Origin of the sequence: Pseudomonas sp. 10B238, assembly GCF_000970615.1 — a bacterium.
GTDB lineage: Bacteria > Pseudomonadota > Gammaproteobacteria > Pseudomonadales > Pseudomonadaceae > Stutzerimonas.
In genome coordinates, this window is sequence record NZ_KQ033932.1 from 90,586 (window position 1) to 116,790 (window position 26,205).

At 58.9% G+C, this 26,205-nt stretch carries 27 protein-coding genes; 16 read left to right on the forward strand and 11 right to left on the reverse strand.

The features are described from left to right. The 5 genes from lepA to rpoE all read right to left on the reverse strand — a co-directional run bounded on the left by lepA (position 1) and on the right by rpoE (position 4,812). The gene (gene lepA, locus RT21_RS10510) at positions 1-1,800 is read right to left on the reverse strand and encodes a translation elongation factor 4 (RefSeq protein ID WP_046162721.1); all 1,800 of its coding nucleotides are present in this window, start codon (positions 1,798-1,800) and stop codon (positions 1-3) included. Positions 1,801-2,203: 403 nt separating this feature from the next. After that, positions 2,204-2,653, reverse strand: a complete 450-nt coding sequence (locus RT21_RS10515; protein WP_046162722.1) for a SoxR reducing system RseC family protein — start codon at positions 2,651-2,653, stop codon at positions 2,204-2,206. Then, the gene (locus tag RT21_RS10520; RefSeq protein ID WP_046162723.1) at positions 2,650-3,591 is read right to left on the reverse strand and encodes a MucB/RseB C-terminal domain-containing protein; all 942 of its coding nucleotides are present in this window, start codon (positions 3,589-3,591) and stop codon (positions 2,650-2,652) included. The genes RT21_RS10515 and RT21_RS10520 overlap by 4 nt, the downstream gene beginning before the upstream one ends. Positions 3,592-3,599: 8 nt before the next feature. Continuing rightward, positions 3,600-4,199: a sigma-E factor negative regulatory protein gene (locus tag RT21_RS10525; protein WP_046162724.1), complete on the reverse strand. Its 600-nt coding sequence runs from the start codon at positions 4,197-4,199 to the stop codon at positions 3,600-3,602. 31 nt (positions 4,200-4,230) lie between these two features. Then, positions 4,231-4,812 (reverse strand): RNA polymerase sigma factor RpoE/AlgU, encoded by a 582-nt coding sequence (gene rpoE / locus RT21_RS10530; protein WP_019342233.1) that lies wholly within the window; start codon positions 4,810-4,812, stop codon positions 4,231-4,233. Positions 4,813-5,166: 354 nt separating this feature from the next. Between rpoE and nadB the strand changes: the two genes are divergently transcribed. Continuing rightward, positions 5,167-6,780 carry an L-aspartate oxidase gene (gene nadB / locus RT21_RS10535; protein ID WP_046162725.1) on the forward strand — a complete coding sequence of 538 codons (1,614 nt, stop codon included), beginning with the start codon at positions 5,167-5,169 and terminating at the stop codon, positions 6,778-6,780. On the opposite strand, the gene RT21_RS24145 is transcribed toward nadB, so the two are convergent. Both RT21_RS24145 and RT21_RS10545 read right to left on the reverse strand, forming a co-directional pair. Continuing rightward, entirely contained in the window at positions 6,749-7,204 is a 456-nt protein-coding gene (locus RT21_RS24145; RefSeq protein WP_336511874.1) for a protein YgfX, read from the reverse strand. The genes nadB and RT21_RS24145 overlap by 32 nt on opposite strands. Beyond that, entirely contained in the window at positions 7,188-7,442 is a 255-nt protein-coding gene (locus RT21_RS10545) for an FAD assembly factor SdhE (RefSeq protein WP_045429345.1), read from the reverse strand. The genes RT21_RS24145 and RT21_RS10545 overlap by 17 nt, the downstream gene beginning before the upstream one ends. A 154-nt stretch (positions 7,443-7,596) precedes the next feature. Between RT21_RS10545 and RT21_RS10550 the strand changes: the two genes are divergently transcribed. The 3 genes from RT21_RS10550 to RT21_RS10560 all read left to right on the forward strand — a co-directional run bounded on the left by RT21_RS10550 (position 7,597) and on the right by RT21_RS10560 (position 10,157). Next, entirely contained in the window at positions 7,597-8,544 is a 948-nt protein-coding gene (locus tag RT21_RS10550) for a CAF17-like 4Fe-4S cluster assembly/insertion protein YgfZ (protein WP_046162727.1), read from the forward strand. Between the two features lie 45 nt (positions 8,545-8,589). Then, positions 8,590-9,426 (forward strand): HDOD domain-containing protein, encoded by an 837-nt coding sequence (locus tag RT21_RS10555; RefSeq protein ID WP_045429349.1) that lies wholly within the window; start codon positions 8,590-8,592, stop codon positions 9,424-9,426. Positions 9,427-9,638: 212 nt separating this feature from the next. Continuing rightward, positions 9,639-10,157, forward strand: a complete 519-nt coding sequence (locus RT21_RS10560) for a DUF4142 domain-containing protein (protein ID WP_045429350.1) — start codon at positions 9,639-9,641, stop codon at positions 10,155-10,157. Between the two features lie 32 nt (positions 10,158-10,189). On the opposite strand, the gene ung is transcribed toward RT21_RS10560, so the two are convergent. Next, the gene (gene ung, locus RT21_RS10565; RefSeq protein WP_046162728.1) at positions 10,190-10,885 is read right to left on the reverse strand and encodes a uracil-DNA glycosylase; all 696 of its coding nucleotides are present in this window, start codon (positions 10,883-10,885) and stop codon (positions 10,190-10,192) included. Between the two features lie 224 nt (positions 10,886-11,109). Here ung and RT21_RS10570 point away from each other — a divergent pair, with 224 nt between their 5' ends. The 10 genes from RT21_RS10570 to RT21_RS10615 all read left to right on the forward strand — a co-directional run bounded on the left by RT21_RS10570 (position 11,110) and on the right by RT21_RS10615 (position 21,580). After that, on the forward strand, positions 11,110-12,354 hold the full coding sequence (locus RT21_RS10570) for an ABC transporter substrate-binding protein (protein WP_046162729.1): 1,245 nt from the start codon (positions 11,110-11,112) through the stop codon (positions 12,352-12,354). Positions 12,355-12,623: 269 nt separating this feature from the next. After that, positions 12,624-13,442, forward strand: a complete 819-nt coding sequence (locus RT21_RS10575) for an enoyl-CoA hydratase (protein WP_046162853.1) — start codon at positions 12,624-12,626, stop codon at positions 13,440-13,442. A 771-nt stretch (positions 13,443-14,213) separates the two neighbouring features. Then, positions 14,214-14,798, forward strand: coding sequence for an electron transport complex subunit RsxA (rsxA, locus tag RT21_RS10580; RefSeq protein WP_019342223.1), 585 nt, complete (start codon positions 14,214-14,216; stop codon positions 14,796-14,798). Then, on the forward strand, positions 14,795-15,370 hold the full coding sequence (gene rsxB, locus RT21_RS10585) for an electron transport complex subunit RsxB (protein WP_045429358.1): 576 nt from the start codon (positions 14,795-14,797) through the stop codon (positions 15,368-15,370). Before rsxA ends, rsxB begins: the two co-directional genes overlap by 4 nt. Further along, a complete protein-coding gene (gene rsxC, locus RT21_RS10590; RefSeq protein WP_046162730.1) occupies positions 15,367-18,042 on the forward strand; it encodes an electron transport complex subunit RsxC in 2,676 nt (891 codons plus the stop codon). The genes rsxB and rsxC overlap by 4 nt, the downstream gene beginning before the upstream one ends. An 83-nt stretch (positions 18,043-18,125) precedes the next feature. Next, a complete protein-coding gene (locus RT21_RS10595) occupies positions 18,126-19,154 on the forward strand; it encodes an RnfABCDGE type electron transport complex subunit D (RefSeq protein WP_046162731.1) in 1,029 nt (342 codons plus the stop codon). A 1-nt stretch (position 19,155) separates the two neighbouring features. Further along, positions 19,156-19,923 (forward strand): electron transport complex subunit RsxG, encoded by a 768-nt coding sequence (rsxG, locus tag RT21_RS10600; protein ID WP_046162732.1) that lies wholly within the window; start codon positions 19,156-19,158, stop codon positions 19,921-19,923. Then, positions 19,920-20,633, forward strand: a complete 714-nt coding sequence (locus tag RT21_RS10605; RefSeq protein ID WP_046162733.1) for an electron transport complex subunit E — start codon at positions 19,920-19,922, stop codon at positions 20,631-20,633. The genes rsxG and RT21_RS10605 overlap by 4 nt, the downstream gene beginning before the upstream one ends. 19 nt (positions 20,634-20,652) lie before the next feature. Then, on the forward strand, positions 20,653-21,291 hold the full coding sequence (nth, locus tag RT21_RS10610; RefSeq protein WP_046162734.1) for an endonuclease III: 639 nt from the start codon (positions 20,653-20,655) through the stop codon (positions 21,289-21,291). Positions 21,292-21,400: 109 nt separating this feature from the next. Next, on the forward strand, positions 21,401-21,580 hold the full coding sequence (locus RT21_RS10615; RefSeq protein WP_046162735.1) for a PA3496 family putative envelope integrity protein: 180 nt from the start codon (positions 21,401-21,403) through the stop codon (positions 21,578-21,580). Positions 21,581-21,624: 44 nt separating this feature from the next. On the opposite strand, the gene gloA is transcribed toward RT21_RS10615, so the two are convergent. The 3 genes from gloA to RT21_RS10630 all read right to left on the reverse strand — a co-directional run bounded on the left by gloA (position 21,625) and on the right by RT21_RS10630 (position 24,298). Next, positions 21,625-22,017, reverse strand: coding sequence for a lactoylglutathione lyase (gene gloA, locus RT21_RS10620; RefSeq protein ID WP_045429378.1), 393 nt, complete (start codon positions 22,015-22,017; stop codon positions 21,625-21,627). An 82-nt stretch (positions 22,018-22,099) separates the two neighbouring features. Continuing rightward, positions 22,100-23,317, reverse strand: a complete 1,218-nt coding sequence (locus tag RT21_RS10625; protein ID WP_045429381.1) for an argininosuccinate synthase — start codon at positions 23,315-23,317, stop codon at positions 22,100-22,102. Between the two features lie 87 nt (positions 23,318-23,404). Continuing rightward, positions 23,405-24,298: a flagellar protein MotY gene (locus RT21_RS10630; RefSeq protein WP_046162854.1), complete on the reverse strand. Its 894-nt coding sequence runs from the start codon at positions 24,296-24,298 to the stop codon at positions 23,405-23,407. A 184-nt stretch (positions 24,299-24,482) separates the two neighbouring features. Between RT21_RS10630 and pyrC the strand changes: the two genes are divergently transcribed. Next, positions 24,483-25,526, forward strand: coding sequence for a dihydroorotase (pyrC, locus tag RT21_RS10635; protein WP_046162736.1), 1,044 nt, complete (start codon positions 24,483-24,485; stop codon positions 25,524-25,526). Then, positions 25,523-26,197 (forward strand): ribonuclease T, encoded by a 675-nt coding sequence (gene rnt, locus RT21_RS10640; RefSeq protein ID WP_045429386.1) that lies wholly within the window; start codon positions 25,523-25,525, stop codon positions 26,195-26,197. Before pyrC ends, rnt begins: the two co-directional genes overlap by 4 nt. Positions 26,198-26,205 lie beyond the last annotated feature (8 nt).

Here is a 26,205-nt window from a genome sequence, read left to right on the forward strand (position 1 = left end):
TCAGCTATCTACCTTGAGCACGGCGAGGAAGGCTTCCTGTGGAATCTCAACGTTGCCGACCTGTTTCATCCGCTTCTTACCGGCCTTCTGCTTTTCAAGCAGTTTGCGTTTCCGACTTACGTCACCGCCGTAGCATTTCGCCAGAACGTTCTTGCGCAACGCTTTCACAGTGCTTCGCGCGACAACCTGTCCACCCAGCGCAGCCTGGATGGCGACGTCGAACATCTGCCTGGGGATTAGCTCCTTCATCTTCTCGACAAGGACCCGCCCTTTGTAATGCGCACTGTCGCGGTGCACGATCAACGCTAACGCGTCGACCTTGTCGCCGTTGATCAGGATATCCAGCCGGGTGAGATTGGCGGACTGGAAGCACTCGAAGCTGTAATCCAGCGAGGCATAGCCCCGGCTGACCGATTTGAGCCGGTCGAAGAAGTCGAGCACCACTTCGCTCATGGGCAGGTCATAGCGCACCTGGACCTGCGTTCCGAGAAACTGAAGGTCACGCTGAACGCCACGCTTTTCCACACAAAGCGTAATAACGCTGCCCAAATGCTCCTGGGGAACGAGAATGTTGGCCCGCACAATGGGCTCACGCATATCCTCAATCGAGGAAAGATCGGGTAGCTTTGACGGACTATCGACATAGATAGTCTCGCCGTTTTTCAACAATAGTTCATAGACCACTGTCGGCGCCGTGGTGATCAGATCCAGGTCGTACTCGCGTTCGAGGCGCTCCTGGATGATCTCCATATGCAGCATGCCGAGGAAGCCGATGCGGAAGCCGAATCCAAGCGCATCCGAGCTTTCCGGCTCGTACTGCAGCGCAGCATCGTTGAGCGTCAACTTTTGCAACGCCTCACGGAAGTCTTCGAAATCGTCCGAGCTTACCGGAAACAGACCCGCATAGACTTGCGGCTTTACCCGCTTGAAACCAGGCAGCATTTCAACGTCAGGCGTATTCGAGAGTGTCAGGGTGTCACCAACCGGAGCACCGTGAATATCCTTGATGCCGGCAATAATAAAGCCGACTTCGCCAGCTTTAAGGTCGGCGGTGCTCGTGTGTTTCGGGTTGAACACACCCACGCTGTCGACCTGGTGTACCTTGCCAGTGGATTTGACTAGGACCTTGTCGCCCTTTTTGATCCGACCATGGCGAACTCGCACCAGCGAGACGACACCGAGGTAGTTGTCGAACCAGGAGTCGATAATCAGCGCCTGCAGGGGCGCATCGATTTCTCCCGTCGGAGCGGGGATGACAGACACCAGGCGCTCAAGCACATCGTCTACACCCATGCCGCTCTTGGCGCTACACGCCACAGCATCGGTCGCATCGATACCGATAATATGCTCGATTTCGCCCTTGACCTTATCGGGGTCGGCCTGCGGCAAATCCATCTTGTTCAGCACGGGCATCACTTCCAAGCCCTGCTCGATGGCTGTATAGCAGTTGGCTACCGATTGCGCTTCTACGCCCTGCCCAGCATCGACCACCAGCAACGCACCTTCGCAGGCGGCGAGCGAGCGACTGACCTCGTAGGTGAAATCTACGTGGCCTGGGGTGTCGATGAAGTTCAGCTGATAGGTCTTGCCGTCCTTCGCCTTGTAGTAAAGCGTGACGCTGTGCGCCTTGATGGTGATGCCTCGTTCACGCTCGAGGTCCATCGAATCCAGCACCTGGGCGTTCATTTCACGCTCGGTCAAACCGCCACACATCTGAATGAAACGGTCAGCCAGGGTCGACTTGCCATGATCGATGTGCGCGATGATAGAAAAATTGCGGATATGACTCAGGTCGCTCACAGCTCAACACTCTAATACGTCGCGAGCCGATTGCCCGCCGAAAATAGCCGCAAAGTGTACCTGATAGGTCTATTCAGTGCCACGCCGGAGCCTAGGACGTGCATGATCAGCCTTCCGCCACCGCAACGTGAACACTCCTGCTGATAGGCCGATGCGGAAAAGCGGCCGAAGAGCGCGCTTTTTCTGAAGTTAGAGAATACTGTTCGGCGAGCTTGAAGACAGCGGGACTTGCCCGCTCATTGCGCAATACGCGTGGTGAAACTGAACGGTTCTACTGAAATTGCGGGATGACCCAACCTGAGGCTGAGGCAGAACCGATCACTCGGTGAGCAAGTGGATGATGATGTCATCGAGCAGCCTGTTATCCTGGCAGCCCGCTTGCGAGACGGAATAAACCGCCCGACTACCCAGCCTTAGCAGCCAAAGCCGCACGCAACACGACCGGCTGCAACGCCGGATCGATTGAGGTCTGCTGGCTGCGCTTGCGTACCAGGAGCCAGGCGACCAGAAAGCCGCCTAGCCCAGCAAGCATAACGTACGGCTCGGGAGCCGAAAGCTGGGAAGCGATGACCGCAAAGATGAAAAGCATGATCAGCGGAAAAAGATAGACAAGCACGGCGCCGTGTAGCAACACGCTTTCACGGATACCGACCACAACGGTATCCCCTACGCTAAGCCGAAGATCACACAACGCCAGTATCAAACCACGGCGTTCGCGAATACCAAGCCGATCAACCAGGCCCTGCCCACAGCCACTCCTCACGGAACAACCTGAACAGGTGCTACTGCGCTCCGCCTCAACCCAAACAGCGCCGGGCGCCAATGCAACTACGCGACCTGTCTCCTCGATCATTGCGACGCCTGATCAGCCCCGGCGCGCATGGACAATGCAATTCGCTCCGCCGTGCCTAGAGGAATTTCCCCAATTACAGTAATCATGACATCGCCGCCAGCCGTAGAAATACGCTTCGAAACAGCCACCGTAGGCCCCATTTGGCTGCGCGCGTCTTCAACTACAGCACCGTCCAGCGGCTCGATAAATACCGATACGCGAGCAATACCATCACTATAAGACAACCAAGTGACCGACTCTTTTGAGGCGGGACTCGGACGCACATCTGAGTCGATCAGCTGAAACCCATCCGGCAACCAATCAGAGCGCCATTTCGTTGATGTAGGTTCTTTTTGCTCGACAGCAAGCGAGACTGGTTTGCAATCCGCCCCTCCTTCCACATCCGCTGGCTCCGCTGAACGTGGCGCGAAATGCGTGAACTGAAAGCGCTCAAGCAGTTGCCCGCTTTCATCAAGCAACAATGATTTAAGCGGCAGGGAAGTCTCTCTATCGAGATGCAGCTCGAAGCCATAGCGGTGCTGATCCCTAGGACGCACGGCTAGCGCAACCGTGGGTCGCCCTGCGACTCGGGATTCGCCGATCACCTGAAAGCTGTACCACTTGGAAAGTGCATCCGGCTCCAGCTGGCGCCAAGGCGTGGCTTCCCGCACTTGGGACGCCATATCTTCGGTCGCACACTGGATCTTTCGGTTGACGATCACAACCTCTGCAGCGGGACCGTCTAGCTGCAACAGTCGCTCACGCGACTGTTGACCATCTACCAACTGCCAGACAGCATGACTGGAAAAGCTTCCGTTGCGCTCATAAACGAAAGTGCCTTGATAGCTTTGCTTTTTCTCAGCAGCTGCAAGTCGCTGCATCAGGAGATCGGCTTCAGCAGCAAAGGCCGGCATCGATAGCCAGCCTCCGAGCACCACAAACAGCGGTATCACACGCATGTTGTTCCTTAACGATCTTCCATGCTGGCTGCGCGAGCGTAGGGCAGCGCACTTTCCGAACCGCTACCGAAAGCGGCCTGCTGAGCATGCTGACGAACATAAGCCGGCAACCTCTTTTCATGCCAACTTTCAGGCGAACCTTCCGCCCCCGTCACTTGGGCACCGGGAGCAACCGCGCCCTCACTATAGCCTGCCAGCACGGCTGGCCCCTGGCTAGCTTGCGGCACTGCGATGCTAGGCTGCGCAGCCTGCTGAGCAATCTGCGGCCCGGCAACTTCGCTCTGATTGTACAGGCGTACGCCAGCCAACACAGCGACCGTAACCGATGCCGCGACGGCTAGCCGGCCTACATTACGCCAAGCGAAGCGCTGTGGCTTAACCGCAGTGATTTCAGGCTCTTCAGCCAACGCCGCCGACACTGCCGACGCAATATCCAGACGAGGCTCGATCAGCTCCTTGTGCATTGCGGCACGGGCGATCTGATAACGCGACCAGGTCGATCGCATTTCACTGTCGCCCTCTGCAGCGAGCACTCGACGTAATTCCAAATCGTCCGCTTCGTTATCCATCACCGCGGACAGCGATTCATGCAGGGCTTCACGACTCATGGCGGTTCCTCTCTTGGCTATCGCCGCTGTCTCAGGATTCATGCAACAGGGGTTGCAATGCTTTATCGATGGCTTCCCGCGCCCGGAATATCCGTGAGCGGACCGTACCCACCGGACACTGCATAACATTTGCAATGTCTTCATAACTAAGACCATCAAATTCACGCAGTGTTAGAGCCGTGCGTAAATCTTCAGGAAGTTGTTGGATAGTTCTGTGAACTGTGTCCTCAATTTCATCCCTGAGAAGTGCTCGCTCCGGCGACTCAATGTCCTTGAGAGCATGATCTCCCTCATAGAACTCAGCATCCTCGGAACTGACATCGCTGTCAGGCGGCCTTCTTCCTCGAGCCACCAAATGATTCTTTGCCGTATTAATGGCAATACGGTACAGCCACGTATAAAAAGCACTGTCTCCGCGAAAATTCGCAAGCGCACGATAGGCTTTAATAAAGGCTTCTTGCGCAACATCCTGAGCTTCGTGAGAATCATGTACAAAGCGCACGATCAACCCTAGGATCTTGTGCTGATATTTCAATACCAGCAAATCGAAAGCCCGCTTATCTCCTCGCTGCACTCGCTCGACCAGTTGCTGGTCCTGCTCCTGGGTTAGCATAAACACTCCTCCATGACCCGGAAGGGGTGCTGCGCTCGCCTACGAGCTGACCTGCCAGAATAGACCCGGGCTTTACACAAAAGTTCTCCCCCTTCAAGCAAGCATTCCTGCAACACACCTGACGGCATTGGCGAGCAACGCCTCAAAACGAACCGTTCCGACGGCGCCACACTGGTATCCACAGCAAAAACCCGCCGCCCACCGAACGATGGCCAGCCGGTCTGCATCCACAACTGTCTATAGAGACAAGCCTGCAAGAAAAGTTCCAAAGCATCCCGCCAAGTCCAACAAGGCCCGCTATTTTGCCGGGGGACGCACCTATATACTAGGGCTCGCCTCAACGTGAGATTCGAAATGAGCCGACATTATCAATACGACGTTCTTGTCATAGGCAGCGGCGCAGCCGGCTTGACTCTAGCGCTCAACCTGCCGCCCTCGCTCCGGGTTGCGGTACTGAGCAAGGGCGACCTGGCCAATGGCTCGACGTATTGGGCTCAAGGCGGTGTGGCCGCAGTGCTGGACACTACGGACACAATCGAATCCCACGTCGCTGACACCCTCGTTGCCGGTGGCGGGCTATGCAAAGAAGAAGCGGTACGCTTTACAGTGGAACACAGCCGCGAAGCCATCCAGTGGCTGATCGAGCAAGGTGTCCCCTTCACCCGGGACGACGCCGAGCGCGAAGCTGACGGCTTCGAGTACCACCTGACGCGAGAAGGCGGACACAGCCACAGACGCATCATTCATGCTGCCGATGCGACCGGCGCCGCGATTTTCAACACCCTGCTTTCCCGTGCTCATGATCGGGAAAACATCGATCTACTACACCAGCGTGTAGCCGTAGACCTGATCACCGAACGCAAGCTGGGCTTGAATGGTAAGCGTTGCCTTGGCGCTTACGTGCTTGATCGAACAAACGGAGAGGTGGACACCTTCCAGGCAAAATTCACCGTACTCGCGACGGGTGGCGCCGCAAAGGTGTACCTATATACCAGCAACCCCGACGGAGCATGCGGCGACGGCATCGCGATGGCGTGGCGCGCGGGATGCAGGGTGGGCAATCTGGAGTTCAACCAATTTCATCCAACCTGCCTGTACCACCCAAAAGCCAAGAGCTTTCTCATTACCGAGGCATTGCGCGGCGAAGGCGCCGTGCTGAGACTGCCCAGCGGCGAACGCTTCATGCCACGCTTCGACCCGCGCGCGGAACTGGCGCCCCGTGACATCGTAGCCCGGGCAATCGATCATGAAATGAAGCGCCTCGGCATCGACTGCGTCTATCTGGATATCAGCGACAAGCCTACAGAATTCATCAAAGCGCATTTTCCGACCGTTTATGAGCGCTGCCTGGAATTCGGTATCGACATTACCTGCGAGCCAATCCCGGTGGTGCCAGCGGCCCATTACACCTGCGGCGGAGTGCTGGTCAATCAGACTGGCAGAACCGACATACCGGGACTGTATGCGATCGGCGAAACCAGCTTCACCGGCTTGCACGGCGCCAACCGCATGGCCAGCAATTCGCTCCTGGAGTGTTTTGTTTACGCTCGCGCCGCTGCCCAAGACATGCTTCGCGAGCTACCCGACGTCACCACTCCCATTGCCTTACCCACGTGGGACGCAACTCAAGTGACCGACTCGGACGAAGACGTGATCATTGCGCACAATTGGGACGAGCTTCGGCGGTTCATGTGGGACTACGTAGGCATCGTTCGCACCACCAAGCGACTGGTGCGCGCGCAACACCGGGTTCGCTTGCTGCTTGGAGAAATCGATGAGTTCTACAGTAATTACAAAGTCAGCCGGGACCTCATCGAGCTGCGGAATCTAGCAACGGTTGCAGAGCTGATGATCGGTTCAGCCATGCAACGCAAGGAAAGCCGAGGCCTGCATTTCACGCTGGACTACCCTGACCAGCTGCCGGAAGCGACGGACACTATCCTGGCGCCGCCCACCTACGACGACTGAACTTCAACCTGAGCCGCAGACGCCGGTGCTGCTCCGCCGTCATTACCCCTCGCGGAATGCAGAGCCCTCGGGCGAACCAGTCATCTGGCTGCTTGAATCGCAGCACTACGACGAGCGGCAGCGCGATGCTGTCAGGTAGCAACTGCACGGGCTCCCAACCCCTCTCCTGACTCCACAGCGACCACCCCTTTTGATCGTGGCGCAGACCCAGCCAGGAACAACGACGACAAAACAAGAGGCGAGACGGTATCGCCCAGGCTGCGTGCAACACGCAGAGCAGCAACCCGAACAGACGCAGCCAGAATGGTACAGGCAGTATCAATAGCGTGATTACGGCCAGCAGCAGCATCATCAGGTACATAGCTAACAGCGGGCCGGATGCCCGCCAGCGGCATTCGAATGCCTGGCTACTTTGGCTGGACACGGTCAAGAATCATACGGACCATGCAGCGTAGATCCTCGTCATCAGGCACGGCGCGCTCCATGAACCAGCCAAACATGTCCTGATCTTCACAGCTCAGCAGTTTGCGATAGCGGCGCTGGTCTTCTTCGTCGAGCTGCGGATAGACCTCCTTGACGAAAGGCACCAGCAGTACATCCAGTTCGAGCATGCCGCGGCGGCTCTGCCAGAACAGACGATTGAGTTCGGATTGTTCGACCATGCAAATGCTCCTGAGTTGAAGCTCGGCATTATAGCGACTGCCGTGAACGGGCGGCACAAGCATTAGTAGGCCCACGGAGTGGCAGCTGGTGCACACTGCATTTCGCCGATGGCCTGTTATGATGCCGATCCGGATTTCTCCACGGCGACTCGTCATGACTGACACTGCTTTTTTCTGCGTTCTGTCGCATGAAGGCATCCTGGCCGTACGCGGCGCGGATGCCAGTAAGTTTCTACAAGGGCAACTGACCTGCAACCTCAATTACCTTGATGACCAGCATTCGAGCCTCGGTGCGCGCTGCACACCCAAGGGACGAATGCAGTCCAGCTTCCGCATCGTGCCGGAGGGCGACGGCTATCTGCTGGCGATGGATCGCGAGCTGGTCCAGCCACAACTCGCCGACCTCGCAAAGTTCGCTGCCTTCTCGAAGTCCAAACTGTATGACGAGAGCGCTGAGTGGGTTCGCTTCGGGCTCAGCGGAGGCGATGGCGCTCTTGTCAGTCTCGGCCTAGATCTTCCCCAGACAGCCGACGTTACGGTCGTCGGGCATGGATTGATCGCCGTACGCCTTAACGATGGCCGTTCCGAACTCTGGACCCATGCGAAAGACGCTGGGACCACCCAACTCCGACTGGCGGCCCAGCTTCCCGAAGCCTCGCTCGATCGTTGGCAGCTCGCTCAGATTCGCGCCGGCATCGGTCAGGTAGTTGCGGCCACTCGCGAGCTGTTCATCCCGCAGATGATCAACCTTCAGGCATTAGGCGGCGTCAGTTTCAAGAAGGGCTGTTACACCGGCCAGGAAATTGTCGCGCGGATGCAATACCTCGGGAAACTGAAGCGCCGCCTGCATCGCCTTGCCGCGCAAAATCACGACGTAGACGTGCCGGCTCCGGGGCTTGAAGTCTACTCCCCGGTGCATGGTTCAAGCGTAGGTGAAGTCGTCATGGCAGCAAGCGCCGAGGGCGCTCTAGAGCTGCTAGCCGTGCTGCAGGAAGATGCCGCGACGGATGGCCGACTATTTCTCGGCTCCCCGGATGGCCCTCCACTGACTCTGCTGCAGTTGCCCTATACGCTAGACGCGGATCGGGAAATCCAGCGTTAACCATTGCCAGCCACATTCCACACCGAATTATAAGTAAGGAAAGACATGAGCACTCTTGCCGACAAGGTCCAGCAGGCACTTACACAGGCGATCGAAAACGACGAACTGGTCCTGCCGACGCTTCCGGAAGTTGCGTTGCGCGTGCGAGAAGCTGCAGAGGATCCGGACGTAAGCATTCCGACGCTGGCCAAGGTGATCGGCAATGACACTGCACTCACTGCACGCATTATTAAAGTGGTAAACAGCCCGTTGCTGCGTACCAACAGGGAAATTAACGATCTGCAGATGGCGATCAGCCGCCTCGGCATCAACTACACGTCGAACCTGGCGACCGGCCTGGCGATGGAGCAGATGTTCCAAGCGACTACGGACGTTGTGGATCGCAAGATGCGTGAGGTCTGGAACAAGAGCACAGAGATTGCAGCTATCAGCCATGTGCTTTGCCGTAACTTCACACGCCTCCCAGCCGATCAGGCAACGTTGGCAGGCCTGGTTCACCAGATCGGAGTCCTGCCGATCCTGACCTACGCAGAAGAGCACAGCGCGCTGCTCAGCGATTCGATCAGCCTCAACCATGTTATCGATCGGATTCATCCCATTATCGGGGAAAAGATTCTTCGTGCCTGGGAGTTCCCCGATCCGATCGCCACGGTCCCGGCGCAGTACCTCGATTTTTCCCGAACCTCAGCCAAGGTAGATTACGTCGACATAGTCCAGGTCGCGACGCTGCAGAGCTACATCGGCACCTCGCACCCCTTTACGCAGCTCGACTGGAACCAGATTCCCGCATTCGCCAAGCTCGGTCTTGATCCCAGCACATTGCTGCAAGAGGACGAAGATCTCTCAGCTGCGATGGACGCCGCGATGAGCATGCTTCAGTAAATAGCGCGCAGGTGCCGTCCGGCACCTGCACGTCCTGGTCTCCACTCCAATATAGCCTCACCGACCGACTGCACCAGCCGACCGTTCGCCTGACACAAGGAACCGCTACCGCGGCTCCTAGTCATTAAATAGACGGCGCTCTTGCCGCATCTTGCTTGCGCTCTGGCCTATGCCTCGGCGCTACGAGCTTGTCAGGTTTAAGGAGACTAACAATGAACCGCACGACCAAGACGTTCTTTTCCGGTACCGCAGCGCTGCTTTTCAGCGTGGCTGCAAATTTCGCCCTCGCCGCAGAGGGTGAAAACTTCGTAGACGAAGCATCGGCAAAAGGCATCGCCGAAATCGAAGCCGCCAAGCTGGCCATGAGCGAAAGCAAGTCTGAGGACATCAAGACCTTCGCCCAGAAAATGATCGATGATCACACCAAGTCGAACCAGAAACTCGCCGAGCTAGCCCGCCAGCACGAAGACCTGGAAATGTCTGACGATGCCACATTGATGGATCAGGCAAAGGCCATGATTCTTGAACTGCGCGAAGGCGAAAACTTCGATGAGGCCTATGCCAACAATCAGGTCGTAGCTCATGAGCAAACCATCGAGCTTTATCGTGAGTACGCCAAAAACGGTGAGAACCCCGAGCTCAAGAAGTACGCCGAGTCGACTTTGAACACACTGGAGCAGCACCTGAACAAGGCTCAGGAGCTGGCCTCAAAGCACGGCGAACAACAGTAACCCTATCCTGTCGGCGGCGCCTTAAGCGCCGCTCAGACTGACTCCGGCAACTTCCAATCAATTGGTTCCAAGTCCCGCTGCTTGAGAAATTGATTGGCCCGGCTGAAATGGCCGTTACCGATGAACCCCCGATGCGCCGAGAGCGGCGAGGGATGGACTGACTTCAGCAACAGATGCCGGGTCGGATCAATCAGCTTCGCTTTGCTCTGGGCATGGGCGCCCCACAGCAAGAAAACCACGTCGGACCGCTTTTCGCTTATCACTTCGATGATCCGATCGGTCAGGCGCTGCCAGCCCATCTTCGCGTGCGATCCGGCCACTCCCTGTTCCACAGTCAACGAGGTGTTGAGCATCAGCACGCCTTGATCCGCCCAATGCTGAAGGTAGCCGTGGCTGGGTATGTCCAGATTCAGATCACGCTTGAGTTCCTTGAAGATATTCTGCAATGACGGCGGCGGCGAGACGCCTGGCTGCACGGAAAAACATAACCCGTGCGCCTGACCGGCGCCGTGATAGGGGTCCTGCCCCAGAATCACAACGCGAACACGCTCCAACGGAGTGGAATTCAAAGCCTGAAAAATCATGGGGCCCGGCGGATAGATCACCTTTCCAGCCGCCTTTTCACGACGCAGAAACTCTCCCAACTGCTTCATATACGGCTGCTCGAACTCATCCTGCAGAGCCGCTTTCCAGCTGTTTTCAAGTTTGACGCGATCACCTGGATTCATGGCGTTGCCCTGATCTGCCGAGGCGCAGAACCCTAAGCAAAGGTTCCGGCAGAGTCAATGCGTCCACCGGAACCGGCTCAAACCGCAAATCAGGCCTAGAAAATGTCGGCTAGCTCACAGCTACGCGAAAGACTGGCCAGCTACGACCAATGAGTGCGTGACGTATAGCCGCAGCGCGCAGTAAAAAGCCTCTCGCCAATAAAAAATACAACAAGGAATCTGCAATGAAACGGACTACGCTCCTTGCTCTAGGGCTGGGGTTCTGTCTGGCAGTTGAAGCTGCCGATCCGATCACCCTCGGCCTCAACTACCCTCGCACCGGTAGCTACAAAGAAGAAGGGCTTTCCCAAATGCGTGGGGCCCTCCTGGCGGTCGACGAAATCAACGCCAGGGGCGGCGTACTGGGCAGGCCGCTCCAGCTAGCCACCCGCAACTCCGCATCAAGACCCGAGAAGGCCGTTGCTAACGTCGACAAGCTGGCCGATGAGGGCGCCGTCATGCTGTTCGGTGGCGCCTCTAGCGCGGTCGCTATCGCCGCAGGCAAGCGCGCCAAGGAGCGCGGATTGCTCTATTTCGGCACCCTCACTTATTCCAATGACACCACGGGCAAAGATGCCCATCGCTATATGTTTCGCGAATGCAACAACGCCTGGATGAGCGCGCAGGTGCTGGGCCAGTATCTGAACAAGCATTTGCCGAACAAACGCTACTTCTACATCACCTCCGATTACACTTGGGGCCATACCAGCGAAAGCTCGCTACGCCAGGCCACCGGCACGCAGAACAGCAGTCAGCACCCCGGCATCAAAACGGCCTTTCCCGGCGCCCGCCTCTCCGACTATCGTGAAGCCCTGACCCAGGTCGCCAATAGCGACGCCGAAGTCTTAATGCTAGTGCTGTTCGGTGAAGACCTGGTCCGTGCGATGCGGATCGCCGACGAGCTCGGCCTGAACAAGAGAATGCAGGTCGCGGTTCCTAACCTGACGCTAAGCATGGTTGAAACAGCAGGTCCTGACATCATGCGTGGCGTACTGGGTACCGAGCCCTGGACCTGGCGCGTACCAGAACTGGAAGGCTCAGTCGCGGGCAAACAGTTTGTGCAGAACTACGACGAGCGATACCAGACCCATCCGTCGAGCTCGGCTGCCTCCGCCTACAGCATCGTCTATCAGTGGGCCGACGCGGCGAAGCGTGCCCGCAGCCTCGACAGCGAGCGGATCATCGCTGCGCTCGAGGGTCATCGCTACAGCTTGCTCAAGGGCGAACAAGAGTGGCGCTCCTTCGATCACCAGAACGTGCAGACGGTATACGCGGTAAAGGTCAAGCCTCGCGAAGAGGTGCTCAAGGACCGCTTCAAGCAAGACTACTTCGAGATCGTCCACCGCCTCACCGGAGAGCAGGCTGCCCCGTCGCTTGCCGAATGGCAGGCTGAGCGCCGGGCTGGCGGGCAGGCTCTGGCCCTCCAGTAACCAGGCAAAAAGGAGCGGCTCTGGAAAGCCAGGCCGCTCCAGACCTCGTCACGCGCACCCCTCTCGCTTTGTGCCGCATCAGCGACAGCCTCCTCCCAGACCGGTGGCTGTCACGCCGCTCCAACGCCTCGCCAGATCGAAACGATTGCAACTAGACTTGGCTGAAGGGCGAGCCCTGTTGCCGATGTTTGGCCTGTAGTGCATGCCAGCCCAGGCATTAAATGCAGACGAGTCGCAGGCATTCGATACCGACGAGGATGATCATCACCATGAGCAATGCAGTCGAACCCTACAAGTCTGGATTTTTTGACCTGACCCACAAGCTAACCGTGGAAAAGCACGGGCATACCGCGCTGATCACTATCAACCATCCACCCGCCAATACCTGGGACCGTGAATCGTTGATCGGCCTCAAACAAGTCGTCGAGCATCTGAACCATGACGACGAGGTCTATGCACTGGTGATCACCGGCCAGGGCGAAAAATTCTTCAGCGCTGGCGCCGACCTCAAGCTCTTTGCCGATGGCGACCGCACCCGCGCGCGGGAGATGGCGAAGCGTTTCGGCGAAGCCTTCGAGACCCTTCGGAGCTTTCGTGGGGTATCCATAGCTGCCATCAACGGTTTCGCGCTTGGCGGGGGGCTGGAATGTGCATTGGCATGCGACATCCGCATCGTTGAACAACAGGCCCAACTGGGGTTACCGGAAGCATCGGTTGGCCTGCTGCCCTGCGCGGGTGGTACGCAGGCACTCGCATGGCTAGTGGGTGAAGGCTGGGCTAAGCGGATAATTCTCTGCGGCGAACGCGTTACGGCGGATACGGCTCAGCGGATCGGCCTGGTAGAGCAGGTAGTGGAATCCGGAGAGGCGCGTGGGCACGCACTTCTGCTCGCCTCTCGCGTGGCGCGTCAGAGCCCGGTTGCCGTTCGCGCCATTAAACCGCTGATTGACTCGATGCACAGTCGCGGCCCAGCACACTTCGCAGCCGCAGAACGTGAAGCCTTTGTCGATTTGTTCGATGCCGACGACACGCTCGAAGGGGTTAATGCCTTTCTGGAAAAACGTGATCCTCGCTGGAGAAACCGCTGACCTCGACCTTATGACACAGAGGCAGCTTGAAGGCGACTAGCCAGCAAGAATCGACCAGCGCCGCGTGTGACGGTCAAGTGCAGCGGCGCGGTACTTATTAGCGGCGGTAGTGTCGACCGTCGAAATCGCGCCGTTGATGCATCCGGTAGTCGCGCCCATCGCGGACTAGCGGTGGCCGGCCAAAGTTTCTCGAGTGATCACGCTCCCAACGCGATGGGCTATCGAATCTGGACCGCCGATCATCTTTCCACCGCTGCGGCTGGCGAATCTCGCTCCGTCGCCCATGGTCCCAGTGATGCCGATCCGACCCGCGGTGCCGATCGTAGTACTGCGGTGGGAGCTGCCCCTGATAGCGAGGCGGCAGGTTCTGGGGATATTGCCTGTGTTGAGGGTATGGACTGCGCGGGTCGTACTGGTATGCGCGACTTTCGACGCGATAACTGCCGCCATCAGGTTGATAGACCCACACGCAGCCCCGAGACTCAGCACATGCTTGGGCGCCGAAACCGAGCCCCAGCAGCAAAACCGCTATTCGCAACTTCATCGAGCACCTCCATGGACCGCCCCGCCTGGGAGTTGCGGCCTCAATTAATCAGACCACAGCAAATGTTAGGCTGGCATCCAAACGGACGGTTGATGCATTTCCATATGTGTCACCGAACCGCGGGCAGAGTCGAGCCAGATCACGTCGCGGCCTTGTACGGCCGCCGCCGCTTCCCGATAATAGCTGCCTTTTAGCCTCGGCTCATGCAGAGCGCACAGGAATCCGCGATGACCGAACTCGCTCTGATCATGGTTAGCGCCATTCTGGTCAATAACTTCGTACTGGTGCAGTTTCTCGGTCTGTGTCCGTTCATGGGCGTTTCGAAGAAAATCGAAACGGCCATTGGTCTTTCGCTGGCGACGACCTTCGTGCTGACGTTGGCAGCCATGTGCAGTTACATCGTTCAGCAGTACGTCCTGAAGCCGCTAGATCTCGAGTTCCTCCGAACCATCAGCTTCATCCTCGTGATCGCTGTGGTGGTGCAGTTCACCGAGATGGTGGTGAACAAGACCAGTCCCCTGCTGTACCGCGTGCTGGGCATCTTCCTGCCGTTGATCACTACCAACTGCATTGTGCTCGGCGTCGCGCTGCTGAATGCCAACAAATCCGAATTCACCTTTCTAACCGCTACGGCGAACGGATTTGCCGCAGGCCTGGGCTTTTCTCTGGTGCTGGTGCTGTTTGCGGCCATGCGTGAGCGCATCGCCATCGCCGACGTACCCCGTTCGTTCCAGGGCGCGGCGATTGGCATGGTCACGGCCGGCTTGATGTCGCTGGCGTTCATGGGCTTCAGTGGGTTGATCAAACTATGAGTCTGGTCGTGATCGCCGTGCTTGCCCTCCTCGCGCTGTGCCTAGTGTGCGGAGCCATTCTCGGCTTCGCCGCGGTGCGTTTTCGCGTCGAAGGCGACCCGATCGCCGAACAGATCAATGCACTGCTTCCGCAGACGCAGTGCGGCCAGTGCGGCTATCCAGGCTGCAAACCTTACGCCGAGGCGATTGCAGGCGGCGACAAGATCAACAAGTGCCCACCCGGTGGCGAATCGACTATCCAGGCATTGGCCGACCTGCTTGATGTCGAGCCCGAACCGCTGGATGCCGTGGAGGGTGAGGTGCCGCCGCGTGTCGCCTATATCCGCGAAGCCGAATGTATCGGCTGCACCAAGTGCATTCAGGCTTGCCCGGTGGATGCCATCGTCGGCGCCGCCAAGCAGATGCATACCGTCATCGTCTCCGAGTGCACCGGCTGCGACCTCTGTGTGGAGCCATGCCCGGTGGATTGCATAGACATGATTGAACTGGGCAGCAACCTGCAGAGCTGGAAGTGGGACCAACCCTTGATGCCAGGCCAATTGATCGCCAGTGATCGGGAGCAGGCCGCATGACCTCGCTGAACGTCTGGGATATCCATGGCGGCATACACCCGCCGGAGTGTAAGGATCTATCCAACCGCACGCCGATCCAGCTGCCGCCGCTCCCTGCTCGGCTGGTTGTTCCGCTGGCCCAACATATCGGTGCGCCTGCCGAGCCATGCGTTGTGCTGGGTGAGCGTGTGCTCAAGGGGCAGATGATCGCCGAGCCCGCAGGCTTCGTCAGTGCGCCGGTACACGCCCCGACGTCTGGCACAGTGAGTTTCATCGGTCCCCAGCCCTACCCTCACGTGTCGGGAATGCTCAGCGCTGCCATTGCGATTGACAGCGATGGTCATGACGAATGGATCGAACTGCAGCCGCAACCGGACTACCGGACAATGCAGCCCGACCAGCTGCTGGAACAAATCCGTCAGGCAGGCATAAGTGGCCTTGGGGGCGCTGGCTTCCCTACGGCCGTTAAGCTGAACGGCCCGCCCCCCGGAAAAATTCGTGCTCTGATCATCAATGGAACCGAATGCGAGCCTTACATCACTGCCGACGACATGTTGATGCGGGAGAAAGCCCATGAGCTTGTCACGGGGATCGAGATACTCGTTCATCTGATCCAGCCAGAGCAGGTCCTAATCGGCATCGAGAACAACAAACCAGAGGCGATCGAAGCCGTCCGCACGGCAGTGGGCGACCGTGGATTCCTGGTCAAGGTATTCCCTACCAAGTACCCCTCGGGTGGCGAAAAGCAGCTTATCCAGATTCTCACCGGCGAAGAGGTACCCAGCGGCGGCTTGCCGGCCGACATCGGCATGCTCTGCCAGAACGTCGGCACCTGCGTGGCCATTCATGATGCCGTGCTGTTAGGCAAGCCACTCATCTCGCGCGTCACCACCCTTACCGGCGAAGCGCTGGCACGCCCCATGAACGTCGAGGCGTTGATCGGTACGCCAGTGGCAAACCTTCTCACCTTTGCCGGTCTCGACCAGAACCGGCTCAACCGGCTGATCATGGGCGGACCGATGATGGGCTTCACCCTGCCGTCGGTGGACGTGCCAGTGATCAAGACCACCAACTGCTTACTCGCCAGCACGCTTGCGGAGCTGCCTCCGCCACCACCAGCGCTGCCATGCATTCGCTGCGGCGAGTGTGCAGAGGTCTGCCCGGCGAGTCTGTTACCGCAACAGCTGCACTTCTTCGCGCTGGGCCAGGAGCACGAGCAGCTCAAGGCCTACAACCTGTTCGACTGCATCGAGTGTGGCGCCTGTGCCTACGTCTGCCCGTCGAGTATCCCGCTGGTGCAGTACTACCGCGCCGCCAAAGGCGAAATCCGCGAACTGGAGCAGAAGCAACAGAAAGCGGAGCACTCAAAGCAGCGCTTCGAGCTGCGCCAGGAGCGTCTGCGCCGTGCCGAAGAGCAGAAGGAGGCGGACCGTAAGGCCCGCGCCGAACGCGCCGCAAAGGCCAAGGCAGCGCAGGCCGAGGCCAGCTCCGCACCGAATCAGGACGACCCGGTCGCCCGCGTCCAGGCGCAAAAGGCGGGCCTGTCTGAACAGCAGAAGAAGCTTAAGATTGAAGCCAGCATGGCCCAGGTCGCGCTGAAAAAAGCTGAAAAGCAGCTCGCCATCCATGCGACACCCGAACTGGAAGCGCAGGTTGCTGAGTTACGCACCGCGGCTGCCAGCGCACAGAAGGCACTGAACGAAGCCGCCAGTGCTACGGACAGTCCCACCGCAGCATCGCCAGTCAACGACGAGGCTGCCAAAAAAGCCAAAATCGAAGCCGCAATGCTGCGAGCACAGGTCCGCAAGCTGGAGAAGCTCGACTCCCGCGATGCCGAGCAGGACACCGAGCTGAGCCGCCTCAAGGCCCAGCTGACCGAAGCGGAGAAAACACTAGCTGCGGTGCAGGTCGCCACGCCTGCGACTCCAGCCAAACCCGCCAACGACGACACCGCAAAGAAGGCCAAGATCGAAGCCGCGATGTTGCATGCACAGATCCGCAAGCTGGAAAAGCTCGAAACGCGCGATACCGACCAGGACGCCGAACTGAGCCGTCTGCGGGACCAACTTATCGACGCGGAGAACGCTTTGGCGGCGGTTCAGGATTCCACGCCTGCGCCTTCAGCCAAACCCACCAGCGACGACGCCGCGAAAAAGGCCAAGATCGAGGCTGCCATGCTGCGGGCGCAGGTTCGAAAGCTGGAGAAGATTGAAACCAGAGATACCGAGCAGGAGGCAGAGCTGAGCCGCTTGCGGTCGCAGCTGGCCGAGGCCGAAGCTGCGCTTGAACCCGCAACGCAAAACACGTCGGCCGCCAAAACCAAAACGCCTGGCGAAGAGGCGCTCAAGAAAGCCAAGATCGAGTTGGCGATGAAACGCGCCGAGCTCAAAAAAGCCGAACAAGCCGGCGCCGAAGAGGCGCAGCTGAGCAAGCTGCGCGATGGGCTGGCCAGCGCGGAACAAGCACTTCATGAGGCGGAAGCGCAGTCCGGCAAGCCAGCACCAGAATTGGTACGCACAGACAAGCAACCCATAGATGACCAGACTCGCGCCTTCAAGACAGAAGTTGCGTTTGCGCGGGCCGATTTGCGCAAGCTTGAGCGCGACGACAACAGCGAAGCCGAGGCCGTCGAACGCGCCCGAGCACGTTTGAGCGAAGCCGAGCAAAAACTACAGGAACACACCCAATCGTAAGGAACAACGCCGTCGGCGCTGTTTTCGGGATCGCAACGATCAGCTCTTGATCAGGATTCCTTTCGAACATCAACGGAGAGCCAATGGCCCTGCCCCGAATGACCTCGCCGCACACCAAGGGGAGCAACCGCACTCAGCGCGTCATGTTGCTAGTCCTGGCGGCAACCCTGCCCGGCGTGATCGCCCTGACTTGGCTGTATGGCGCCGGAACGCTGATTAACCTGATTTGGGCCAGTGCTGTCGCGCTCGGCAGTGAAGCACTGATACTTCGGCTGAGGCAACGTCCGGTGCAGTTCTTCCTGCGCGACGGCAGCGCATTGGTTACGGCAGTCCTGCTAGCGCTGGCATTGCCGCCGTACTCGCCGTGGTGGCTGACGTTGATCGCCACCGGCAGCGCCATCGTACTTGGCAAGCAGCTCTACGGCGGCCTTGGCCAGAACCCCTTCAACCCGGCGATGATCGGCTATGTGGTGGTGCTGGTCTCCTTTCCTGTGGAAATGACGACTTGGCCTGTGCCACATACGGTCGGCCTGAGCGCCGGCCTGCAACACATCCTCGGCATCGCCTCGCTGCCGGACGGCTGGACACAAGCCACCGCGCTCGATGTGCTCAAGGTTAACAAGAGTCTCACTGTCGATGAGCTCTGGGCCAACCCCGCGTTCGGCCACTTCGGCGGCATTGGCTCGGAAGTGGTCAATCTCGCATTTCTTGCCGGCGGGCTGTTCCTCTTGCATAAACGCTTATTCACCTGGCATGCACCTATCGGCATGCTTGCCGCATTGGCAATCATGAGCCTCCTGTTCTGGAACGGGTCAGGTTCCGATAGCCATGGTTCACCGCTGTTCCACCTGCTCAGCGGCGCCACCATGCTCGGTGCCTTTTTCATCGTCACCGATCCGGTGAGCAGTGCCACCAGCAACCAGGGACGGCTGATTTTCGGTGCTGGCGTCGGCATTCTCGTTTATGTCATTCGCGCCTGGGGCGGCTATCCGGACGCAGTGGCCTTCGCCGTGCTGCTGATGAACCTGTCGGCTCCCACCATCGATTACTACACCCGTCCGCGAACCTATGGCCACCGCAAGGCCGAGCGCGGCTTCAAGCTGGGCGAATGACATGATCATCCCTGAACTCAGTCGCTCGATGCTTAAGAACAGCCTGGTGCTGGGGCTGTTCGCCATTTTCACCGTTGGCGGCGTGACGCTGTTGCAGCAGTTCACGGCAGAACGGATTCAAGCCTCGGAGCGTGCCGCGCAATTACGCGCCCTCAACGAGATCCTCCCAAAAGACAGCTATGACAATCAGCTGCTCGACAGCAGCGTTCTGGTGCAGGATCCGCTGCTCGGCACGCGGCAAGCCATGCCGGCCTATGTCGCGATGAAGAACGGCCAGCCAAGCGCGGTGATCCTGCAAGCCATTGCACCCGACGGATACAGCGGTGCGATTCACCTGCTCATAGGCGTGCAGGCCGACGGGCGGATTGCCGGCGTGCGCGTGGTCGCGCATCGGGAAACACCCGGGCTGGGCGACAAGATAGAACTGGCCAAGAGTCCCTGGATACGCAGTTTCGAAAACCGTTCGCTGAATAATCCGGAGGCCTCAGGCTGGGCCGTCAAGAAGGATCGTGGCGAGTTCGATCAGTTCGCTGGGGCCACCATCACCCCGCGTGCCGTAGTCGGCGCGGTCCATCGGGCCCTGCAGTATTTCGAGGCTCACAAGCAGGAGCTGCTCGCCACCGATACGGCTCCGATAGCAGCCGAGGCAGCGCTTGAAAACGAGGTCGAGCCCGACGAGGTCACCACACATTCACGGGCCGGCGCCGCCGCGACCCGCGATACATTGCAGATCAACGATCCGCAAACCGAGCAGGACCGAGGCCAATGAGCAATCCAAGCTACCGCGAACTGAGCATCAATGGCCTGTGGAAGAACAACCCTGCGCTCGTCCAACTCCTAGGGCTGTGCCCGCTGCTCGGCGTGAGCAACTCTGCGGTCAATGCGCTCGGGCTCGGGCTCGCCACTGCCCTGGTATTGATCTGCTCGAACGTTGGCGTATCGCTGGTACGTGGCGTAGTCAACACCGCGGTGCGGCTGCCCGCCTTCGTGATGATCATCGCGGCATTGACGACCTGTATCGAGCTGCTCATGCAGGCCTATACCTACGAGCTTTATCAAATACTGGGCATCTTCATCCCGCTGATCACGACAAACTGCGTCATTCTCGGCCGCGCCGACGGTTTCGCCGCCAAGCACAACCCACTGATTGCAGGCTTTGACGGGTTACTGATGGGGCTCGGGTTTGCACTGGTGCTTGTGGCGCTGGGCGGCCTGCGCGAGCTGGTAGGCACCGGCGCGGTGTTTGCCAACATGCAGCTATTGTTCGGCCCGATTGCGGCCGACTGGCAATTGACGCTGGTCAGTGACTACAAGGGCTTCCTATTGGCCATTCTGCCCCCCGGCGCCTTCATCGTGCTCGGCCTGCTGATCGCCCTGAAGAACCGTATCGACGAGCATTTAACCGAGCGCGCCAGGGCGACGCAGCCAGATGCGCCTGTCCAGAGCCGGCGTGTGCGTGTCACTGGGGTGATCGAATGATGCTGGATGGGTTGCTGTAATGAATGCTGCCAAACGCCTGGAGATCTTTCGCCGGTTTCATGAAGACAATCCGGAGCCAAAGACCGAGCTCGCCTACAGCACGCCGTTCGAGCTGTTGATAGCTGTGATTCTTTCGGCGCAGGCCACTGATGTCGGCGTTAACAAAGCAACAGCGAAGCTCTACCCGGTCGCCAACACCCCCGAAGCTATCTATGCGCTTGGCTATGAAGGTCTGTGCAGCTATATCAAGACCATCGGTCTATACCCGAGCAAGGCGAAGAACGTACTCGAGACCTGCCGCATCCTCATTGAGCAGCACGACAGCCAGGTTCCGGACAATCGCGAGGCCCTCGAGGCGCTACCGGGTGTCGGGCGCAAGACGGCCAATGTGGTGCTCAATACTGCGTTTCGCCAGTTCACTATGGCGGTCGACACCCACATTTTTCGCGTCGCCAACCGCACAAATATTGCCCCTGGCAAAAACGTGCTGGAGGTCGAGCGCAAGCTGGTGAAATTCGTGCCGAAGGATTATCTGCTCGACGCCCATCACTGGCTGATCCTGCACGGACGCTACGTCTGCAAGGCGCGCAAGCCACAATGTGGCAGCTGCCGGATCGAGGATCTCTGCGAGTTCAAGCACAAGACGTCGGACGATTGAGCGGCCAATGGGAAAACCTATCGCACGATTGAAAAAATCTTTTTTACGGCCTCCTCTTTTGTCGCTATAAGGTGCGCCAACAGCGCGCTTAAGCCGTGGAGTGATACAAGTGTCCGAGAAAGAAGAGATCCAGATCGAAGATGACTTCGTCGCGGATGATGAAGACGATGGTGCAGAGGCGCCAGTCGAAGTCGCCAAGACCAACCTGACCAAGCGTCGGATCATCGATAACCTGCTCGAAGAGCGCCGGCTGCAGAAGCAACTCAACGAGTTCGACTTCGATCTTTAAACAAAAAAGCCCCGTGATTGGGGCTTTTTTGAGGCGCGTCGTTGCTAGTCCCGACGCGACGGAGAGAGTAGCTCGACCTTGTAGCCGTCCGGATCTTCGATAAACGCAAGAATGCTGGTGCCATGCTTCATTGGCCCCGGCTCGCGGGTGATCTTGCCGCCTCGGCTGCGAATATCCTCGCAGGCCTTGTACACGTCTTCAACCTCCAGCGCGATATGGCCGTAACCGTCGCCCAGGTCATATTTTTCAACGTCCCAGTTGTGGGTCAGCTCCAGCACGCTGTTATGCGCTTCGTCGCCATAGCCGACGAACGCCAGGGTGAACTTGCCTTCCGGATAATCCTTGCGTCGTAGCAGGGTCATGCCCAGCACTTCGGTGTAGAAGGCGATGGATCGCTCCATATCGCCGACTCGCAGCATGGTATGCAGCAGTCTCATGATGTCTCTCCTGATCAGCGGTGCAAAAAGCATAACCCCGGCTCGTGGCCGGGGTCATGGTCGGGCTGTGTAGCAGTTTCTGTTAGAACTGCGTCCGGCCCTTGTTCGCGGCGATGCGCATGCGCAGCGCGTTGAGCTTGATGAAACCACCCGCGTCGGCCTGATCGTACGCGCCCGCATCGTCTTCGAAAGTGGCGATGTTGGCGTCGAACAGCGAGTCGTCCGACTTGCGGCCGGTGACGATGACGTTGCCCTTATAGAGCTTCAGACGCACTACACCGTTCACATTGGCCTGCGACGCGTCGATCATCTGCTGCAGCATGCTGCGCTCAGGGCTCCACCAGTAGCCGTTGTAGATCAGGCTCGCATACTTAGGCATCAGCTCGTCTTTCAGGTGAGCCACTTCACGGTCGAGGGTGATCGACTCGATGGCACGATGCCCCTTGAGCATGATGGTGCCGCCCGGGGTCTCGTAGCAGCCGCGCGATTTCATACCGACATAGCGGTTCTCGACGATGTCCAGACGCCCGATGCCGTTCTCGCCGCCGATCTTGTTCAGATAGGTCAGCACTTCCGCCGGGGTCATGTCCTTGCCGTCGATGGCAACGATGTCGCCCTTACGGTAGGTCAGTTCAATGTAGGTCGGTGTATCCGGTGCGGTCTCAGGCGAACGCGTCCAGCGCCACATGTCCTCTTCGTGCTCGGTCCAGGTGTCTTCCAGCACGCCACCTTCGTAGGAGATGTGCAGCAGGTTGGCGTCCATGGAGTACGGCGATTTCTTTTTGCCATGGCGCTCGATCGGAATCTCGTGCTTGGCCGCGTAGTCCATCAGCTTCTCGCGCGAGAGCAGGTCCCATTCACGCCAGGGGGCGATAACCTTGACGCCCGGCTTCAGCGCATAGGCGCCCAGCTCGAAACGGACCTGGTCGTTACCCTTGCCGGTGGCGCCATGGGAGATGGCATCAGCACCGGTCTCGTTGGCGATCTCGATCAGGCGTTTAGCGATCAGCGGACGGGCGATGGATGTACCCAACAGGTACTCGCCTTCGTAAACGGTGTTGGCGCGAAACATGGGGAAGACGAAGTCGCGGACGAACTCTTCACGCAAATCGTCGATGTAGATTTCCTTAACGCCCATGGCCTTGGCCTTGGCACGGGCTGGCTCGACTTCCTCGCCCTGACCGAGGTCGGCGGTAAAGGTCACCACTTCGCAGTTATAGGTGTCTTGCAGCCACTTGAGGATCACCGAGGTGTCCAGGCCACCGGAATACGCCAGGACTACCTTCTTTACGTCGGCCATTGCCATCCACTCCCGGGATTGTAAGGAAAGCGGGGATTCTACTGGTCGCGACGTTTGTTTTACAGGGGCGCATGCGACCCCTCGGCATCAGGTCGACGGTGTACCGCCCTCTGCTGCGGCAGTGGTGGTTGCCGGCTCGCGCTCCAAACGCAGGGTTACCCGCCGATTCTTGGCCCGGTTGGCCTCGCTGCTGTTGGGCACGACGGGATAGCGTTCGCCGTGAAAGCGCAGCGTGATTTGCTCCTTCGGCACCCCGTTGGCAGTCAGATACGCCTCGACCGCAAGCGCGCGACGACGCGACAGGTCACGATTGGTCAGTCTATTGCCGCTATTGTCGGAGTGACCATCAAGCTGGATGCGGTTGACGCTGGGATCAGCCTTGAGAAATTGCAGGATGATATCGAGCTTGGCCTGGCCCAACGCATCGAGTACGACGTCACCGGCTGGAAACCCAACCTGCGACGTACGAATCTGCTCGAAGTTGACTGGCAGCAATTTGGCCGTGCAGCTGCGAAAATCTTCATAGGCTTTGCCAAATCGTACAGGCAATAGCCGCACCTCCAACGCTTCGCCACCAAGCCGCGTGCGGTGGCGCACCACCGGGCTGCGACCTTCGAGGAGGCCACTAAGCAGGCGATCGGCCTGCAGGTAGGTAGTGTTGAATGGAATCTCGCCACCGGCTACGGACACTACGCCCAGATTGATATCACCGCGACTAGGCTGCCAGGGCGCAGCTGCCGCAAGCAGTGTGGCCGAACCATTGCCCAGCCAGCGATCAGGTGACTGCAAGCGAAAAGTAGGCTGCTCGCCCGCACGCCGTACGAATTCACCTGCACCAAAGCCTGCGACCGGCTGGATCAACCGACACTCGAACTGATCGCCTTCCACCTGCCACTGCGCTCGCTCCAGACGAGTCTGAAACGTGAGGGCATTGGCTGGGGAAGCCAACAAGCAGGCAAGGACAAGGAGGCGCAAGCGCACGTGTGGCTCCAGGGTAAACAACATTCAATTGAGGTATCGGTGCGCACCTTGAAAACTTGAACGCTGCGATACCTAGCTGCGCCAGCAGCCCTCGCTACTCGTTTCGGCCGGAAGACCCGCCTGCGGCGATTTTTTCACGCGTTTCCGGTAGCATTCCCGCACGTTTTACCGCCTGGAAATCCGCATGTCCGACCGACTGACACTACTGCGCCCCGACGATTGGCACATTCACCTGCGCGACGGCGCAGCGCTGCCGCACACCGTGGCGGACGCCGCACGCCAGTTCGCACGAGCGATCATCATGCCGAACCTTGTACCTCCGGTTCGCAATGCAGCAGAGGCGGATAGCTATCGCCAGCGCATTCTTGCTGCCCGGCCGGACGGCAACCCGTTCGAGCCTTTGATGGTGCTTTACCTCACTGACGGTACGCAGCCCGAAGACGTGCGCGCCGCCAAGGCCTGTGGCTACGTATTTGCCGCCAAGCTGTATCCAGCCGGTGCCACGACTAACTCGGCATCCGGCGTCACCCGCATCGACAACATATTTCCAGTGCTCGAGACGATGGCCGAGGTCGGCTTGCCGCTACTGGTGCATGGCGAAGTGACACGTTCAGAAATCGATATCTTCGATCGTGAAAAATACTTCATCGACGAACAGCTTAGCCGAGTCACCGAGCGCTTCCCCACGCTCAAGGTGGTGTTCGAGCACATCACCACCCGGGATGCCGTGCAGTTCGTCGAGGCTGCCAGCAGCAACGTCGGCGCCACCATCACGGCCCACCATTTGCTCTACAACCGCAACCACATGCTGGTGGGCGGAATTCGCCCGCACTTCTTCTGCCTGCCAATCCTTAAGCGCAACGTCCATCAGGAAGCGCTGCTTGATGCGGCTACCAGCGGCAATCCGAAGTTCTTTCTCGGCACTGACTCGGCACCGCACGCCCAGCACGCCAAGGAAAACGCTTGCGGTTGCGCCGGCTGTTATACGGCGTTCGCTGCGATCGAGCTCTATGCTGAGGCGTTCGAACAGCGCGGCGCGCTTGACCGCCTGGAGGCCTTTGCCAGTCACTTCGGCGCCGACTTCTACGGTTTGCCGCGCAACACCGAGCACATCACCCTGGTACGTGAATCCTGGAGTGTCCCGGCCAACTTGCCGTTCGGGGAGCACAACGTCGTGCCCCTACGTGCAGGCGAAACCCTGCAATGGCGGTTGGAGACCAACGCATGAGCGACGATCAGTTTGACGACGAGCTGGAAGGCAACCAGCCAGGCAAGCCGCGCTCGCCCATGGCGAGACGCTTTCGAGGCTTCCTGCCAGTCGTTGTTGATGTTGAGTGCGGCGGATTCAACTGCGCGACCGACGCGCTGCTGGAAATTGCTGCCGTGACCATCGGCATGGACGAGCAGGGTTTGCTCTACCCGCAAGACACGCTCTTCTTCCGAGTCGAACCCTTCGCTGGCGCCAATATCGAAGCAGCCGCGCTGGAGTTCACCGGCATCAAGCTCGACCACCCGCTGCGCATGGCCGTTCCCGAATCACAGGCGATGAATGAGATCATTCGCGGCGTGCGCAAAGCGGTGAAATCAGCCGGCTGCAAACGTGCCATTCTCGTCGGCCACAACAGCAGCTTTGATCTCGGGTTCCTGAACGCAGCAATTGCCCGCTGCGATATCAAGCGCAACCCATTCCACCCCTTCTCCAGCTTCGACACTGCGACGCTGGCAGGCCTCGCCTACGGCCAGACCGTCCTCGCAAAAGCCTGCCAGGCAGCCGATATCGACTTTGACGGACGCGAAGCACACTCTGCGCGCTACGACACGGAAAAGACTGCTGAGCTGTTCTGCGGCATCGTCAATCGCTGGAGAGAAATGGGCGGCTGGGAAGAGTTCGACGAATAAGCTCAGGT

Bases quoted from the DNA above. Each gene is read 5' to 3' on its own strand.
- rpoE (WP_019342233.1), bottom strand. From the start codon at position 4,812: ATGCTAACCCAGGAGCAGGACCAGCAACTGGTCGAGCGAGTGCAGCGA.
- nth (WP_046162734.1), top strand. From the start codon at position 20,653: ATGAATGCTGCCAAACGCCTGGAGATCTTTCGCCGGTTTCATGAAGAC.
- ung (WP_046162728.1), bottom strand. From the start codon at position 10,885: ATGAATCCAGGTGATCGCGTCAAACTTGAAAACAGCTGGAAAGCGGCT.
- gloA (WP_045429378.1), bottom strand. From the start codon at position 22,017: ATGAGACTGCTGCATACCATGCTGCGAGTCGGCGATATGGAGCGATCC.
- RT21_RS10545 (WP_045429345.1), bottom strand. From the start codon at position 7,442: ATGGTCGAACAATCCGAACTCAATCGTCTGTTCTGGCAGAGCCGCCGC.
- RT21_RS10560 (WP_045429350.1), top strand. From the start codon at position 9,639: ATGAACCGCACGACCAAGACGTTCTTTTCCGGTACCGCAGCGCTGCTT.
- nadB (WP_046162725.1), top strand. From the start codon at position 5,167: ATGAGCCGACATTATCAATACGACGTTCTTGTCATAGGCAGCGGCGCA.
- RT21_RS10555 (WP_045429349.1), top strand. From the start codon at position 8,590: ATGAGCACTCTTGCCGACAAGGTCCAGCAGGCACTTACACAGGCGATC.
- rsxC (WP_046162730.1), top strand. From the start codon at position 15,367: ATGACCTCGCTGAACGTCTGGGATATCCATGGCGGCATACACCCGCCG.
- rnt (WP_045429386.1), top strand. From the start codon at position 25,523: ATGAGCGACGATCAGTTTGACGACGAGCTGGAAGGCAACCAGCCAGGC.
- rsxA (WP_019342223.1), top strand. From the start codon at position 14,214: ATGACCGAACTCGCTCTGATCATGGTTAGCGCCATTCTGGTCAATAAC.
- RT21_RS10525 (WP_046162724.1), bottom strand. From the start codon at position 4,199: ATGAGTCGTGAAGCCCTGCATGAATCGCTGTCCGCGGTGATGGATAAC.
- RT21_RS10605 (WP_046162733.1), top strand. From the start codon at position 19,920: ATGAGCAATCCAAGCTACCGCGAACTGAGCATCAATGGCCTGTGGAAG.
- RT21_RS10550 (WP_046162727.1), top strand. From the start codon at position 7,597: ATGACTGACACTGCTTTTTTCTGCGTTCTGTCGCATGAAGGCATCCTG.
- RT21_RS10595 (WP_046162731.1), top strand. From the start codon at position 18,126: ATGGCCCTGCCCCGAATGACCTCGCCGCACACCAAGGGGAGCAACCGC.
- RT21_RS10625 (WP_045429381.1), bottom strand. From the start codon at position 23,317: ATGGCCGACGTAAAGAAGGTAGTCCTGGCGTATTCCGGTGGCCTGGAC.
- rsxG (WP_046162732.1), top strand. From the start codon at position 19,156: ATGATCATCCCTGAACTCAGTCGCTCGATGCTTAAGAACAGCCTGGTG.
- pyrC (WP_046162736.1), top strand. From the start codon at position 24,483: ATGTCCGACCGACTGACACTACTGCGCCCCGACGATTGGCACATTCAC.
- RT21_RS10520 (WP_046162723.1), bottom strand. From the start codon at position 3,591: ATGCGTGTGATACCGCTGTTTGTGGTGCTCGGAGGCTGGCTATCGATG.
- RT21_RS10515 (WP_046162722.1), bottom strand. From the start codon at position 2,653: ATGATCGAGGAGACAGGTCGCGTAGTTGCATTGGCGCCCGGCGCTGTT.
- RT21_RS10575 (WP_046162853.1), top strand. From the start codon at position 12,624: ATGAGCAATGCAGTCGAACCCTACAAGTCTGGATTTTTTGACCTGACC.
- RT21_RS10570 (WP_046162729.1), top strand. From the start codon at position 11,110: ATGAAACGGACTACGCTCCTTGCTCTAGGGCTGGGGTTCTGTCTGGCA.
- rsxB (WP_045429358.1), top strand. From the start codon at position 14,795: ATGAGTCTGGTCGTGATCGCCGTGCTTGCCCTCCTCGCGCTGTGCCTA.